The following is a 14724-nucleotide window of genomic DNA, read 5'->3' as shown; positions in this document are numbered from 1 at the left end:
CTAGGCGATGCGGGTGCGGTAGCGCTCGAGGAAGTCGGCGATGCGCTGGATCGCCTCGCGCAGATCTTCCTCGTGGGGCAGGAACACGATGCGGAAATGGTCGGGCGTGGACCAGTTGAAGCCGGTGCCCTGCACCAGCATCACCCGGGTCTCTCTCAGCACCTCGAGGAAGAACTGGCGGTCGTCTTCGATCGGATAGACCTTGGGATCGAGCCGGGGGAACATGTAGAGCGCGGCACTGGGCTTGACGCAGCTGACGCCCGGTATCGCGGTGATCAGCTCGTAGGCCAGGTCGCGCTGGTGCCGCAGGCGGCCGCCCGGCCCTACCAGGTCGTTGATGCTCTGGTAGCCGCCGAGGGCGGTCTGGATCGCCCACTGTCCCGGCACGTTCGGGCACAAGCGCATGTTCGAGAGCATGTTGAGGCCCTCGATGTAGTCCTGGGCCATCTTCTTGTCGCCCGAGACCACCAGCCACCCGGCGCGGTAGCCGCAGGAGCGATAGCTCTTGGACAGCGAGTTGAACGTCAGCGTCAGCACGTCCTTCGACAGGCTCGCGATGGCGGTGTGCCTGACGCCGTCGTACAGCACCTTGTCGTAGACCTCGTCGGCCAGGATCACCAGGCCGTGCTCGCGCGCGATCGCCACGATGCCCTTGAGCAGCTCGTCCGAGTACAGCGCGCCCGTGGGGTTGTTGGGATTGATGACGACGATGCCCTTGGTGCGCGGCGTGATCTTGGCGCGGATATCGGCCAGGCTGGGCATCCAGCCATTCTCCTCGTCGCACAGGTAGTGCACCGGCTTGCCGCCCGAGAGGCTCGCGACCGCCGTCCAGAGCGGGTAGTCGGGCGCAGGCAGCAGCAGCTCGTCGCCGTCGTTGAGCAGCGCGTTGGCGGCCATCGCGATCAGTTCGCTCGCCCCATTGCCCAGAAAGATATCGTCCAGGGTGACACCGGCGATGCCCTGCTTCTGGGTTTCGTGCATCACGGCCTTGCGCGCCGCGAAGATGCCCTTGCTGTCCGAGTAGCCGGAGGAGCCCGCGATGTTGCGGATCATGTCCTGCTGCACCTCTTCCGGTGCGTCGAAGCCGAACGGGGCAAGGTTGCCGATGTTCAGCTTGATGATCTTCTGACCCTCTTCCTCCATCTGCTTCGCGGCATCCATGATCGGACCACGGATGTCGTAGAGCACGTTGGCCAGCTTGGCCGATTTCTTGAGCGGTTTCAAAGTCCCTCCAGGGGCGGGGTGCACGGGGGAAAACCTATAATTTGACCACAGTTCCCGCCCCTCTCATGAAGCTCCAGCCTGACAAATCCGATGCCCAGACCCTGACTGCGCATGGCCCTGGCTGGGTGGCCGTCAACAACGAACGGATCGAGAACAGCGTGGTGGTGAGTTCGCGGGGCGAGCGCTTTGCATGGGATTGCAGCCGCTTCGAGGAGTTGGACGCCGAGCATTTCGCGCAGTTGGCTTCACTGGGTGCCGAACTGGTCATCTTCGGAAGTGGTGCGCGCATCCGTTTTCCCCAGCCCGCGTGGATCCAGCCGCTGATGGCCTGCCGCACCGGCGTCGAGACCATGGACACGGGGGCGGCCTGTCGTACCTACAACATCCTGGCCGGCGAGGGCCGGCACGTGGTCGCGGCGCTGCTGATCGAGAGACCCGAGGATGGTCAATAGAGGGCGTTTCGGGCTAAAATACCGGGTTGCAAATCGGGGCCCGACCCAGTAATCGTCCAGGGAGCCGCCCAGTCAAGCAACGACCAATCTCCATCGTATCGAGCGCTCGAGGCGTGAGCCGCGAGCGAGTGCCAAAAGCCCGACTCGAACATGGAATCAAACGGAGAAAACAAGTTTCATGGCGATCGTTGTCAACAAACCCATCCCTGAATTCGACGCCAACGCCACTGGCGGCATCAAGGTATCGAACACCTCGCACCTCGGGCAAGTGCTGGTGATGTATTTCTATCCCAAGGACAATACGCCCGGTTGCACGACCGAGGCGATGCAATTCCGCGATCGCTACAAGGATTTCGTCAAGGCGGGCGCAACGGTGTTCGGTGTCTCGCGCGACAACATGAAGTCGCACGACGAGTTCAAGGCCAAGCTGGAGCTGCCCTTTGAACTGATTGCCGACACCGAGGAAAAGATGTGCCACATGTTTGGCGTCGTCAAGAACAAGATCATGTACGGCAAGAAGGTCAAGGGCATCGAGCGCAGCACCTTCCTGATCGGTGCCGACGGCGTGCTCAAGGCGGAATGGCGTGGCCTCAAGGTGCCTGGCCATGTCGACGAAGTCCTCAAAGCCGTGAAGACGCTCAAGAAGTAAGCGCCTGATCGGCAACATTCGTGAGCTTTTGCCAGCACGCGTTGGCGACGCGCAACGACCACGGAACCTGTCACAGCCGTTGTGCATAATGGTTCCATGCCGTTGAGCTCCGCGACCGCATCCACCGAACAAAGCCGCTTGGGTCTTCAGGCGGCTTTTTCGCTTTCTGGCCCCTTCTTTCCTGCGAGCGAACTGCCCCATGCCCCTGCCCCCAGCCCCCACGAAACGCGCCGCACTGCTTTCGCCGGACGCGCACGACGCGCCTGCCCGCTCCCTGCACGGGAAGGGCGGCCGTCGCTCCTCCGATCGGCATGCCGAAGAGACCCGGTCCGGCGGGCCTCAGCCGCTCGAACTGTTCGACCGGCGCGCCGCGGAAGGTAGCGCCGCCGTCGAGGCGCCGCCCCTGCCGCGCCTGAAAGCCCCGCTGCCTATCGCGCCCGTCACTCGCAGCAACGAGGAGCGCCGCCCCGCAACGGCAGTCAAGGAAGTGGCCAGCCCGATCAAGGGGAAGCGCAGCAAGCCCAGCGGCCCGGCCAAGCTGTTCGTGCTGGATACCAATGTGCTGCTGCACGACCCGATGTGCCTGTTCCGTTTCGAGGAGCACGACATCTTCCTGCCGATGATCGTGCTGGAGGAACTCGACGGTCATAAGAAGGGCACCACCGAAGTCGCCCGCAACGGCCGCCAGACCAGCCGCACGTTGGACGCGCTCGCCGCGGCGCAAGGGGCCGACATCGGCAAGGGTCTGAAACTCGATACCACCGGGCACCGCGAGGCTGGCGGCAAGCTGTTCTTCCAGACCGACCCGCTGGACTATTCGCTGCCGACAAGCCTGCCGCAAGGCAAGGCCGACAACCAGATCCTCGGCGTGGTCCACGCACTGCGCGACCTCTATGCCAAGGATGGTCCGGGGCGCGCAAGGCAGGAGGTAGTGCTGGTGTCGAAGGACATCAACATGCGGGTGAAGGCCCGCGCTCTGGGCCTCGCGGCTGACGACTACCAGAACGACAAGACACTGGAAGACGGCGACCTGCTCTACTCCGGCGCGTTGGCGCTACCGGCTGACTTCTGGACGCGCCAGAGCAAACCCATCGAGAGCTGGCAGAGCGGCAGCAGCACCTTCTACCGCGTCAGCGGTCCGCTGGTGCCCAACCTCTACATCAACCAGTTCGTGTATTTCGAGGCACCGGGCGAGCCCAGCATGTATGCCCGCGTGACCGAGATCCGCGACAGGACGGCAGTGCTCAAGACGCTCAAGGATTACGGCTCGATCAAGAACGCCGTGTGGGGCGTGAACACCCGCAACCGCGAGCAGAACTTCGCGATGAACCTGCTGATGGATCCGGAGGTGGACTTCGTCACCCTGACCGGCACAGCAGGCACCGGCAAGACGCTGATGGCGCTGGCCTCAGGCCTGACCCAGGTACTGGACGACCGCCGCTACACCGAGATCATCATGACCCGCGCGACCGTGAGCGTGGGCGAGGACATCGGCTTTCTTCCTGGCACCGAAGAGGAAAAGATGGGTCCATGGATGGGGGCGCTCGACGACAACCTCGAGTTCCTGGCCAAGGGCGACGGCGGCGGGGCCGGGGAGTGGGGACGCGCGGCTACCAATGAGCTGATCCGCAGCCGAATCAAGATCAAGAGCATGAACTTCATGCGCGGCCGCACCTTTCTCAACAAGTACGTGATCATCGACGAGGCGCAGAACCTGACGCCGAAGCAGATGAAAACCCTGGTCACGCGCGCAGGCCCCGGCACCAAGATCATCTGCATGGGCAACTTGGCGCAGATCGACACGCCCTACCTCACCGAAGGCTCATCCGGCCTGACCTTCGCTGTCGACAAGTTCAAGGGCTGGCCGCACAGCGGCCACATCACGCTGGCACGCGGCGAGCGCTCGCGGCTGGCTGACTTCGCGAGCGAGGTGCTGTAATCCGGGCCGGCTGCCAAGCCGGCTTTTTGCGCGCCGCAGCCGGGCTGCTGACAGGACGTTGTCAGTAGCCGGCGCGCAGCATGGCGTCTTGATTTCGCGCAACGGGATCGCCGACGGGCCAAGCGTCTGGGCACCGGCGCTCGGCGCGAGCGACGAGATGAACCTGGAGAGAGAACCATGCAACCTCAGCTTCGACGCCATCAAGGCTTCAACATCGCCGGTCTGACCGTGCGCACCAGCAACCACACCGAACACGAGCAGCACTCGGCGCGCATCGGCAAGCTCTGGACGCGCTTCTTCGACGAGCGCGTCTATGCCGTGACACCGAACCGCGTCGACGACATGCGGCTCTATGGCGTGTACTCCGCCTACGAGTCCGACGCGCATGGCGCCTTCGACCTGACGACCGGTGTCGCGGTCTCGGGCGGCCCGTCCGCCGTCCAGGTAGAAGCCGGCGACTACCTGGTCTTCACGGGCCAGGGCCAGATGCCGCAGATGGTGCTCTCCCTCTGGGAAACGATCTGGCAGTATTTCGAACAGCACCCTGGAATTCGTCGCAGCTACCGCAGCGATTTCGAGGCCTACAGCGGTCCCGATCAGGTCGCCATCCACATCGGCGTGATCATTGACTGAGGTCGGGAGTACGAGAGTACGAGGGCCATGCGGTGGCGCGAGCGGCACCATTTCGTGGAAGACTTCGAGAACAAGCTCATCCGACCTTGATCGTTCATCCCTATGCGCCGCGCCGACCGCCTGTTCCAGATCGTTCAACTGATTCGCGGCCGACGCCTCACGACCGCCGCCTTCCTCGCACAGCGGCTGGAGGTATCGGACCGCACGATCTACCGCGATGTGGCCGACTTGCAGCGCCAAGGCGTGCCGATCGAGGGCGAAGCGGGCGTCGGTTATCGGCTGGGCGCAGGCTTCGACCTGCCACCACTTATGTTCACGCAGGATGAGGCGGCAGCGTTGGTTGCTTCAGCGCGCTTGGCCCAGAGCTGGGTCGATCCAGCCATGGCAAAGGATATCCAGACCGCGCTCGGCAAGATCCTGTCGGTGCTCCCGCCGGCTGCGCGAGTGTCGGCCGAGAGCCTGGCGTTGTTCGCGCCTGCGCTCGCGCTCGACGATGGAACGCGGCTACGGCTGCAAACCCTGCGCGAAGCCGTCCAGGCGCGCAACAAGCTGCGCATGGACTACCACGACGTCAGCGGAGCACCGAGCCAGCGCGTGGTGCGACCACTGGGCTGCTTCTACTGGGGCCGGGTCTGGACCTTCTCCGCATGGTGCGAGCTGCGGGAAGACTTTCGCGGCTTCCGCGTCGACCGAATCGATCGCATCGAGGTCCTGCCGGAGCGCTTTCGCGACGAGCCCGGCAAGACGCTGGCCGAGATGCTGCGACGGCTGCAAGAAGATCCGGCGGAACCTCGGCCGTCGCGGCTGCAGTAACCTCTAGAAATCGCCGCCGCCGCTGGCCAGGTTCTCGAACTTGGTGAGCGGCTTGAGGAAGGCCAGCTTGACGGTGCCGGTGGGGCCGTTGCGGTGCTTGCTGATGATCACCTCGGCTACGCCAGGCTCCTTGCTGTCCTTGTTGTAGTAGTCGTCGCGGTAGATGAACATGATCAGGTCGGCATCCTGCTCGATGGCACCGGACTCGCGCAGGTCGCTCATCATGGGACGCTTATCGGTTCGGCTTTCGACGCCGCGGCTGAGCTGCGACAAGGCGATCACCGGGCACTTCAGCTCCTTGGCCAGCATCTTCAGGCCGCGCGAGATCTCGCCCACCGCCGTCGCGCGGTTCTCGTCGTTCATGCTGCTGGACACGCTCATCAACTGAAGATAGTCCACCACGATCAGGCCGAGCCGTCCGTACTGGCGCGCCAGGCGGCGCGAGTTCGCCCGCAGCTCGCTGGTGGTCAACCCCGGTGTCTCGTCGATGTGCAGCGACACGTTGCGCAGCTTCTCGATAGCCTCGGTCAGGCGCGGCCATTCCTCGTCGGTGAGCTTGCCGGTGCGCAGGTGGCCCTGGTCGATGCGGCCGATCGAGCCGACGATACGCACTGCCAGCTGGGAGGCGCCCATTTCCATGGAGAACACCGCGACCGGGAGCCCCTCGTTGAGCGCCACATGCTCGGCGATGTTGATCGCGAGCGAGGTCTTGCCCATGGATGGGCGCGCGGCCAGCACGATCATGTCCCCCGGCTGCAGGCCCGAAGTCATCTTGTCGAACTCGTAAAAGCCGGTGCGCACGCCCGTGATGTCGTTCGGGTTCTCCGCCATCTCGCTCACGCGGTCGAGCAACTCGACCACCAGGGATTCCATGCTCTGGAAACCCTGCTTCATGCGCGAGCCTTCCTCGCCGATGTTGAAGATCTTCTGCTCGGCCTCGTCGAGAATCTTGTCGACGGACTTGCCCTGCGTGTTGAACGCGTTGGTGGCGATCTCGTCGCTCGCGCTGACCAGCTTGCGCAGGATCGAACGCTCGCGCACGATCTCGGCGTAGCGCCGGATGTTGCTGGCGCTGGGCACGTACTGCGCCAGCGAATTCAAGTAGCTCAGGCCGCCGACCTCCTCGGCCTTGCCCAGGTTCTGCAGCTGCTCGAAGACGGTGATCACGTCCGCCGGCTTGCTGGCGTTGATCAGCGCGCCGATGGCCGCGTAGATCAGCTTGTGCTCGTGACGGTAGAAGTCACCGTCAACCAGCAGATCGCCCATGCGGTCCCACGCGCCGTTGTCGAGCAGCAGGCCGCCGAGCACGCTCGACTCGGCCTCGATCGAATGCGGGGGGATGCGCAACTGCGCGATCTGGCGATCGGCCGACGGGTCGTTATCGGCATAGGAGAAGACGGCTGACATGAACTTCCTTGCAGCCGCACATGCTAAGGCGCACGACGGGCCGCGTCACTGGATAAGGCTGTGGATAAGCGGTGACTTATCGGTGCAGCGCGCGGGACAACCGCGCCGCAAAAAACAAGGGCCGCCCGAAGGCGGCCCCACAAGGAGAAGGTCGCGGCTGCGGCCTTGTTTTCTTTAAGCGCTTTCGCCGTAAACCGTGACAGTGATGTCGACCACGACGTCGGTGTGCAACGCGACGCTGACGGTGCTGTCGCCGACGGTCTTGATCGGACCGCTGGGCATGCGCACCTGCGACTTGGCAACCTTGTATCCCTGCTTGTTCAGTTCGTCCGCGATGTCATGGTTGGTGACCGAGCCGAACAGGCGGCCGTCGACGCCGGCCTTCTGCGTCAGCTTGACAGCGGTGCCGCCGAGTTTCGCGCCCTGCGCCTGCGCTTCAGCCAGCTTGGCGGCCGCCGCCTTCTCGAGCTCGACGCGCTTGGCTTCGAACTCGGCCTTGTTGGCTTCGGTAGCACGGCGTGCGCGACCCGAGGGAATCAGGAAGTTGCGCGCGTAGCCGTCCTTGACCTTGACGACTTCGCCGAGCACGCCGAGGTTGACGACCTTGTCCAGAAGAATGACTTGCATGGTTCGCTTCCTTTAGACGCGGTGTTGATCGCTGTACGGCACCATCGCGAGGAAGCGGGCGCGCTTGATCGCGGTGTTGAGCTGGCGCTGGTAGATCGCGCGCGTGCCGGTCAGGCGCGCGGGGATGATCTTGCCGTTTTCGCTGATGAAATCGCGCAGGGTGTCGATGTCCTTGTAGTCGATCTCTTCGACACCGGCGACAGTAAAGCGGCAGAAGCGCTTGCGCTTGAACAGCAGCGATTGGGTGTTGCGCTTCGGACGCTTGTCCTTGTTGAACTTCTTGAACGTGGCCATTGTGGGACCTCTCGAAAATTAATCTTGCTGAAAATCCTGGATGTGCAGCACTGGGTGCTTGCCATTGCGCGGTGTGGCCAGGAAGCCCTGGAAACGCCAGAGACTTCCCAACGCCTGCCTCGCGAGCCGCTCGGCCACCGCGCCGAACGCAACGGCCTTGAGGGCCGCCTTGACCTGTCGGGGCTGGGCCGCTTCGGTCATCGTCGACTCGTGTTCGAGCCGCAGATCGATAGCGGGCAGGCCGGCAGGCGTGAAACGCAGGGCACCGAGCTCGGCAACGCAGGCAGTCAGCACCAGCTGATTGACTGCGGCAGCGCTCACATCATCAGTTGTTGTTGGCGGCGTACTCGGCCTGCTGGGCCTTGCGGGCTTCTTCGCGCTCCACCGTCTTCATCATCGACGAGGGGCCGGTCTCCGCCTTCTTCTTGACGACGGTGAGGTGGCGAAGGACGGCGTCGTTGAACTTGAAGGCATGCTCGAGCTCGGCCATCACGGCCTGCTCGGCCTCGATGTTCACGCACAGGTAGTGCGCCTTGTTGAGCTTGTTGATCTGGTAGGCCAGCTGGCGACGTCCCCAGTCCTCGACACGATGGACCTTGCCGCCGCCGGCGGTGATCATGCCCTTGTAGCGCTCCAGCATGGCCGGAACTTGCTCGCTTTGATCCGGATGGATCAGCAGAATGATTTCATAGTGACGCATGGCACTCCTTGTGGATCTTCCGTGGAAGGGATAAAGCCACCCGCAGCGTCAGTTGCAGTGTGGCAAGGCAAAGCCAGCTATTGTAGCAGGCGATAGCCGTCCTGGAGTGTTTTCGCCGCGCCGGCCTCAGATCCCCAACGCCTGATCCAGAGCGGCGGCCTTGTCCGCTCCCACTGCAGCGCGTATCTTGGGCGCGAGGGCAAGCAGGTCCTCGTAGGTGGAACTGCCTTCGACCGACAGGTTCAGCCTGAAACCGCGCAAGCCGAGGCTGCCGGTGAGCTGCGTCGCAATTGGATAGGCGTCCTTGTAGCGCTGCTGGCTCGAACGCTCCACCGGGGCCACAGACGGCGCAGAGATTTCCGGCTGCGATCGCAAGGCGGGCTTGTCTTCGGCCTGGGTCGGAGCCGGCGCAGGCGTCATCGGCATCGCTACCGTCCCGGCGTTGGCTGCGTCCGTCGATCCCCCTACTCGCCCGAGCAGGCCGAGTTCGACCATCTGGTCGATGTCCGCTCGCGCAATCCCCATGCCGGCCTCGAGCACCTCGCTTACGGAACGCTTGCCGTCAAACAGGATGAAGGCGGAGCGTTGACGCGGCGTGAGCCGGAGCGAGCGATCCTTGAACACCTGCTGGCCGGCTTCTGTCTTCACAAGAATCATGGCGTCCTCATGCGAAATCAGGGGGCTCTCAGGCTCAACGCGGCCCTTGTCGGAACAATCCCCGGGTGACTCCCTCCCTATGGGCGCCAAGTTTGACATCAAAGAAGCATTTGCTTCCGACCTGCTGAAGCTGACGGAGAAATTACAGCCTCGAGTTGTGACGAAAGTTGTACTGCGGCGGGACAGGCCAGCCCCGCCGCGTCCGGCATGGGCCCGAATCAGCGCTGCGCCAGCTGCTGCCAGGTATCGATCACGCTGTCCGGATTGAGCGAGATCGATTCGATGCCCTGCTCTGCCAGCCAGGCCGCGAAGTCAGGATGGTCGCTAGGCCCCTGTCCGCAGATGCCCACGTACTTGCCCTTGTCCTTGCAGGCCTTGATCACGCGCGCCAACAAGGCCTTGACGGCGGGGTCGCGCTCGTCAAAGTCTGCCGCCAGGAGCTCCAGGCCGGAGTCCCGGTCCAATCCCAGCGTGAGCTGTGTCAGGTCGTTCGAGCCGATCGAGAAGCCATCGAAGAATTCGAGGAACTCCTCCGGCAGGATCGCGTTGCTGGGCACCTCGCACATCATGATCAGCTTGAGCTCGTTCTCGCCGCGCTTGAGGCCGTGTTCACCGAGCAATCCGGTCACGCGCGCCGCCTGGCCCAGGGTACGAACGAAGGGCACCATGATCTGCACGTTGGTCAGGCCCATCTCGCTGCGTACGCGCTTGAGCGCCTCGCACTCCATCGCGAAAGCCTCGCCGAAATCCTCGCTGAGGTAGCGCGCCGCGCCGCGGAAGCCGAGCATGGGATTCTCTTCCTCCGGCTCGTAGCGGCTGCCGCCGATCAGCTTGCGGTACTCGTTCGACTTGAAGTCCGACAGGCGCACGATCACCGGCTTGGGCCAGAAGGCTGCGCCGATGGTGGCGATGCCCTCGGCCACCTTGTCGACATAGAAGGCGCGCGGGGAAGCATGGCCCCTGGCGACCGATTCGACGGCCTTCTTGAGGTCGGCATCGACGTTCGGGTAGTCGAGGATCGCCTTTGGGTGCACGCCGATGTTGTTGTTGATGATGAATTCGAGCCGCGCCAGGCCGACGCCGTGGTTCGGCAGCTGGGCGAAGTCGAAGGCCAGCTGGGGGTTGCCCACGTTCATCATGAGCTTGATGTCGATCTCGGGCATTTCGCCGCGCTGGACCTCGGTCACTTCGGTTTCGAGCAGGCCGTCGTAAATGAAGCCGGTATCGCCCTCGGCGCAGCTCACCGTGACGAGCGTGCCATCCTTGAGCAGATCGGTGGCGTCGCCGCAGCCGACGACCGCGGGAATGCCGAGCTCGCGCGCGATGATCGCCGCGTGGCATGTGCGCCCGCCGCGATTCGTGACGATGGCGGAGGCGCGCTTCATCACCGGTTCCCAGTTCGGGTCAGTCATGTCGGTCACCAGCACGTCGCCAGGTTGGACCTTGTCCATTTCGCTGATGCTGTGGACCAGCCGCACCGGACCCGTGCCGATCTTCTGGCCGATTGCGCGGCCCTCTGCAAGCACTGCGCCCTTGGCCAGCAGCTTGTATCGCTGCTCGGCCTTGCCCTGCTGCCGGCTCTTCACCGTCTCCGGACGGGCCTGCAGGATGTAAAGCTGGCCGTCGGTGCCGTCCTTGCCCCACTCGATATCCATGGGGCGGCCATAGTGTTCCTCGATTACCAGCGCGTATTTGGCCAACTGCTCCACTTCGGCATCGGTGAGCGAGTAGCGGTTGCGCTGCTCGGTCGGAACGTCGGTCGTCTTTACCAGCTTGCCGCTGGCCGCCTTCTCGGCGGCAGTGGCGAATTCCATCTGGATGAGCTTGGAGCCGAGATTGCGGCGGATCACTGCGCGCTTGCCTGCCTTGAGCATGGGCTTGTGCACATAAAACTCGTCCGGGTTCACCGCGCCCTGCACCACCGTTTCACCCAGCCCGTAGCTGGAGGTGATGAAGACCACGCCGTCAAAGCCGGACTCGGTGTCGATGGTGAACATCACGCCTGCGGCGCCCAGATCGCTGCGCACCATGCGCTGAACACCAGCCGACAGCGCTACGACGTCGTGGGCGAAGCCCTTGTGGACACGGTAGCTGATGGCACGGTCGTTGTAGAGGGAGGCGAACACTTCCTTCATCTTGTGAAGCACGTCCTCGATGCCCACCACGTTGAGGAAGGTCTCCTGCTGGCCGGCGAAGGAGGCGTCGGGCAGGTCTTCCGCCGTCGCGGACGAGCGCACGGCGAAAGAGGCTTCGGGATTGCCTGCGCTCAGCTCGGCGAAGGCCGCCCTGATCGCCTGCTCCAGGTCCGCGGGAAAGGGCTGGGCCTCGACCATGGCCCGAATCTCGGCCCCGGCCGCAGCCAGGGCGCGGACGTCTTCCGTATCCAGGCTCTTGAGCTTTTGGCTGATGCGATCGGCCAGGCCGTCGTGGGCCAGGAACTGTCGAAACGCATGCGCCGTGGTCGCGAAACCGGTAGGCACGCGCACACCTTGCGGGAGCTGGGAAATCATCTCGCCGAGGCTGGCGTTCTTGCCGCCGACCGACTCGACGTCGGTCATTCTCAGGTTTTCAAACGGTACGACCAGGGCGGTCGCTTCGAAGAGTGCAGACATGGGAAAGCTCCAGAAGTTGAAACCGGGGCAACATGCAGACGGCGCGGCGCGATCGTTTTGATTGCTTTGGGCGCAAGGGCGGTGTGCATGGATCAAGGCAAGTGGCGGCGGGAACGGACGGGCTGCATTCCCGATAATGGGCCGGATTGTAGGCGCCGAGTGGGTCGGCGCGCCGCAGGACAAGGCCGCCAAGCATGCACACACGCACCGTTTTCTTCGTCTCCGACGGTACCGGCATTACCGCTGAAACCTTCGGCAATGCCGTACTGGCCCAGTTCGAGATCAAGCCGCGCCACGTACGACTGCCCTTCACCGATACGGTGGACAAGGCGCACCAGGCGGTGCGGCGGATCAATCACACGGCCGAGGTGGAGGGGTTGCGGCCTATCGTCTTCACAACGCTGGCGAACATGGACGTGCTGGAGGTCATCGAGACCGGCTGCAAGGGCATGCTGCTCGACATGTTCGGCACCTTCGTGCGGCCCTTGGAAATCGAGCTGGCGATGAAGTCCAACCACCGAATCGGCCGCTTCAGCGACGTCAGCAAGAGCAAGGAATACAACGCACGCATCCAGGCCATCGACTTCAGCCTGGCGCACGACGATGGCCAGAGCAACCGCGACCTCGAAAGTGCCGACGTGATCCTGATCGGCGTGAGCCGCAGCGGCAAGACACCGACCTCGCTCTATCTGGCGATGCAGCACGGCCTGAAGGCGGCCAACTATCCCCTGATTCCCGAGGACTTCGAACGCCGACAGCTGCCGCCAGCGCTGATGCCGCATCGCAAGAAGATCTTCGGGCTCACGATCCAGCCTGAGCGCCTGAGCGAGATCCGCAACGAGCGGCGGCCGAACTCGCGCTACGCCAGTCTCGAGAACTGCCGGCACGAGGTGAGCGAGGCCGAGGCCATGATGCGTCGAGCCGGCATTCGATGGCTGTCGACTACCACGAAGTCGATCGAGGAGATCGCGACAACCATCCTGCAGGAACTGCGGCCTGAGCGGCTGACCTATTGAGCGTCTGCCTCACCAGGCCCTTTTTGCGACACCGGGGTGCGCACGACGCGGGCCTGCTGGTGCAGGCTCTCGCGAGCCTCGTGCGTCGAGCCGCTCCCTAAGCCACCGCTTCGGCAGTTGCTGCCTTTTCCGCCGGCGCCGAAGTCCGGATCAAGTAGTCGAAGGCACTGAGCGCTGCCTTCGCGCCGTCGCCGGCCGCGATGATGATCTGCTTGAACGGCACGGTAGTCGCATCGCCGGCCGCGAACACACCAGGCACCGAGGTCTGACCCTTGGCGTCGACCACGATCTCGCCGTGCCTCGAAAGCTCGAGCGTGCCCTTCAGCCAGTCGGTGTTGGGCACCAGGCCGATCTGCACGAACACGCCTTCCAGCGGCACCTTGCGGGTCTCGCCCGTCGCCCGGTCCTTGTAGATCAGCCCGTTGACCTTCTGCTGGTCGCCGGTGATCTCCGTGGTCTGCGCGTTGGTGATGATCTCGACGTTGGCAAGGCTCTTGAGCTTGCGCTGCAGCACCGCGTCGGCACGCAACTGGGTGTCGTACTCGATCAGCGTGACATGGCCGACGATCCCGGCCAGATCGATCGCGGCCTCGACGCCCGAGTTGCCGCCGCCGATCACCGCAACACGCTTGCCCTTGAAGAGCGGTCCGTCGCAGTGCGGGCAATAGGCCACGCCCTTGTTCTTGTACTCCTGCTCGCCCGGCACATTGATGTTGCGCCAACGTGCGCCCGTCGAGATCACGACTGAGCGGCTCTTGAGTGAGGCGCCGTTCTCGAGTTTGATCTCGATCAGGTCCTTGCCGGGCACCAGCGCCGAGGCGCGCTGGAGGTTCATGATGTCGACGTCGTAATGGCGCACATGCTCTTCCAGCGCCAGCGCGAAGCGGGGCCCCTCTGTTTCCTTGATCGAGATGAAGTTCTCGATGCCCAGGGTGTCGAGCACCTGCCCGCCGAAGCGCTCGGAGGCGATACCCGTCCGGATGCCCTTGCGCGCCGCATAGACCGCAGCCGCCGCCCCAGCCGGACCGCCGCCAACAATCAGGACGTCGAAGGGCTCCTTGCCGGCGATCTTCCGCGCCTCGCGCTCGACGCCACTGGTGTCGATCTTTGCAAGAATTTCTTCCAGGCTCATGCGGCCCTGGCCGAACTCGGTGCCGTTCAGGAAGACCGTGGGGACGGCCATGACCTGGCGCTCCTTGACCTCATCCTGGAACAGCGAGCCGTCGATCATCGTGGTCTTGATGCGCGGGTTCTGCACCGCCATCAGGTTGAGCGCCTGCACCACGTCCGGGCAGTTGTGGCAGGTCAGCGAGATATAGATCTCGAACTCGAAGTCGCCCTCCAGCGCACGGATCTGCTCGAGCACAGCCTGATCCACCTTGGGCGGGTAGCCGCCGACCTGCAGCAGCGCCAGGATGAGCGAGGTGAACTCGTGGCCCATCGGCAGGCCGGCGAAACGCGGGCCGTGGCTCTGGCTCGGCCGGTTGATCGAGAACGAGGGCTTGCGATGGTTGTCGTCGCGGCTCTCGATGACCTTCACCAGCGGCGACGACTCCGCCACGTCATTCAGCAGCGATTGCAGGTCCATCGACGCCTTGCTGTCATCGAGCGAAGCGACGATTTCAACTGGCTGCGTGATGCGGTCGAGATAGCTTTTCAGTTGTGCTTTGGTGCCGGCGTCGAGCATGGTGAACTCACCTC

General features: G+C 63.9%; 15 protein-coding genes. 6 read left to right on the top strand and 9 right to left on the bottom strand.

Annotated elements, in window-relative coordinates; translation table 11 throughout:
* Nucleotides 1–1224 (bottom strand): pyridoxal phosphate-dependent aminotransferase, encoded by a 1224-nt coding sequence (locus tag ACMGEZ_RS10810; RefSeq protein WP_436822271.1) that lies wholly within the window; start codon nt 1222–1224, stop codon nt 1–3.
* A 65-nt stretch (nt 1225–1289) separates the two neighbouring features.
* On the opposite strand from ACMGEZ_RS10810, the gene ACMGEZ_RS10805 reads away from it, so the two are divergent.
* From ACMGEZ_RS10805 to ACMGEZ_RS10785, 5 genes are all read left to right on the top strand, one after another.
* Nucleotides 1290–1676: an Mth938-like domain-containing protein gene (locus tag ACMGEZ_RS10805; RefSeq protein ID WP_436822270.1), complete on the top strand. Its 387-nt coding sequence runs from the start codon at nt 1290–1292 to the stop codon at nt 1674–1676.
* Between the two features lie 178 nt (nt 1677–1854).
* Complete coding sequence (locus ACMGEZ_RS10800; protein WP_162575924.1) at nt 1855–2325, top strand: peroxiredoxin; 471 nt, start codon at nt 1855–1857, stop codon at nt 2323–2325.
* A gap of 199 nt (nt 2326–2524) precedes the next feature.
* Nucleotides 2525–4264, top strand: a complete 1740-nt coding sequence (locus ACMGEZ_RS10795; RefSeq protein WP_436822269.1) for a PhoH family protein — start codon at nt 2525–2527, stop codon at nt 4262–4264.
* Nucleotides 4265–4441: 177 nt separating this feature from the next.
* Nucleotides 4442–4897, top strand: coding sequence for a GyrI-like domain-containing protein (locus ACMGEZ_RS10790; protein WP_436822268.1), 456 nt, complete (start codon nt 4442–4444; stop codon nt 4895–4897).
* A gap of 102 nt (nt 4898–4999) precedes the next feature.
* Nucleotides 5000–5710, top strand: coding sequence for a helix-turn-helix transcriptional regulator (locus ACMGEZ_RS10785; RefSeq protein WP_436822267.1), 711 nt, complete (start codon nt 5000–5002; stop codon nt 5708–5710).
* 3 nt (nt 5711–5713) lie between these two features.
* On the opposite strand, the gene dnaB is transcribed toward ACMGEZ_RS10785, so the two are convergent.
* The 7 genes from dnaB to ppsA form a co-directional block, all read right to left on the bottom strand.
* Nucleotides 5714–7117 (bottom strand): replicative DNA helicase, encoded by a 1404-nt coding sequence (gene dnaB / locus ACMGEZ_RS10780; protein ID WP_436822266.1) that lies wholly within the window; start codon nt 7115–7117, stop codon nt 5714–5716.
* A gap of 174 nt (nt 7118–7291) precedes the next feature.
* Entirely contained in the window at nt 7292–7744 is a 453-nt protein-coding gene (gene rplI / locus ACMGEZ_RS10775) for a 50S ribosomal protein L9 (RefSeq protein ID WP_436822265.1), read from the bottom strand.
* 12 nt (nt 7745–7756) lie between these two features.
* The gene (gene rpsR / locus ACMGEZ_RS10770) at nt 7757–8038 is read right to left on the bottom strand and encodes a 30S ribosomal protein S18 (RefSeq protein ID WP_007830781.1); all 282 of its coding nucleotides are present in this window, start codon (nt 8036–8038) and stop codon (nt 7757–7759) included.
* Nucleotides 8039–8056: 18 nt separating this feature from the next.
* Nucleotides 8057–8359, bottom strand: coding sequence for a primosomal replication protein N (priB, locus tag ACMGEZ_RS10765; protein ID WP_436822264.1), 303 nt, complete (start codon nt 8357–8359; stop codon nt 8057–8059).
* Between the two features lie 4 nt (nt 8360–8363).
* Nucleotides 8364–8738: a 30S ribosomal protein S6 gene (gene rpsF / locus ACMGEZ_RS10760; RefSeq protein WP_068683060.1), complete on the bottom strand. Its 375-nt coding sequence runs from the start codon at nt 8736–8738 to the stop codon at nt 8364–8366.
* A gap of 126 nt (nt 8739–8864) precedes the next feature.
* A complete protein-coding gene (locus ACMGEZ_RS10755) occupies nt 8865–9395 on the bottom strand; it encodes a hypothetical protein (protein WP_436822263.1) in 531 nt (176 codons plus the stop codon).
* Nucleotides 9396–9613: 218 nt separating this feature from the next.
* Nucleotides 9614–12007: a phosphoenolpyruvate synthase gene (gene ppsA / locus ACMGEZ_RS10750; RefSeq protein WP_436822262.1), complete on the bottom strand. Its 2394-nt coding sequence runs from the start codon at nt 12005–12007 to the stop codon at nt 9614–9616.
* A gap of 194 nt (nt 12008–12201) precedes the next feature.
* Between ppsA and ppsR the strand changes: the two genes are divergently transcribed.
* A complete protein-coding gene (gene ppsR, locus ACMGEZ_RS10745) occupies nt 12202–13023 on the top strand; it encodes a posphoenolpyruvate synthetase regulatory kinase/phosphorylase PpsR (RefSeq protein WP_436822261.1) in 822 nt (273 codons plus the stop codon).
* A 97-nt stretch (nt 13024–13120) separates the two neighbouring features.
* Here ppsR and ahpF read toward each other — a convergent pair whose 3' ends face one another.
* Nucleotides 13121–14710, bottom strand: a complete 1590-nt coding sequence (gene ahpF / locus ACMGEZ_RS10740) for an alkyl hydroperoxide reductase subunit F (protein ID WP_436822260.1) — start codon at nt 14708–14710, stop codon at nt 13121–13123.
* Nucleotides 14711–14724: the final 14 nt, after the last annotated feature.

The organism is Variovorax stachyos (assembly GCF_051400855.1).
Taxonomy (GTDB): domain Bacteria; phylum Pseudomonadota; class Gammaproteobacteria; order Burkholderiales; family Burkholderiaceae_C; genus Variovorax.
This window is presented reverse-complemented; position numbering and strand designations above follow the sequence as displayed.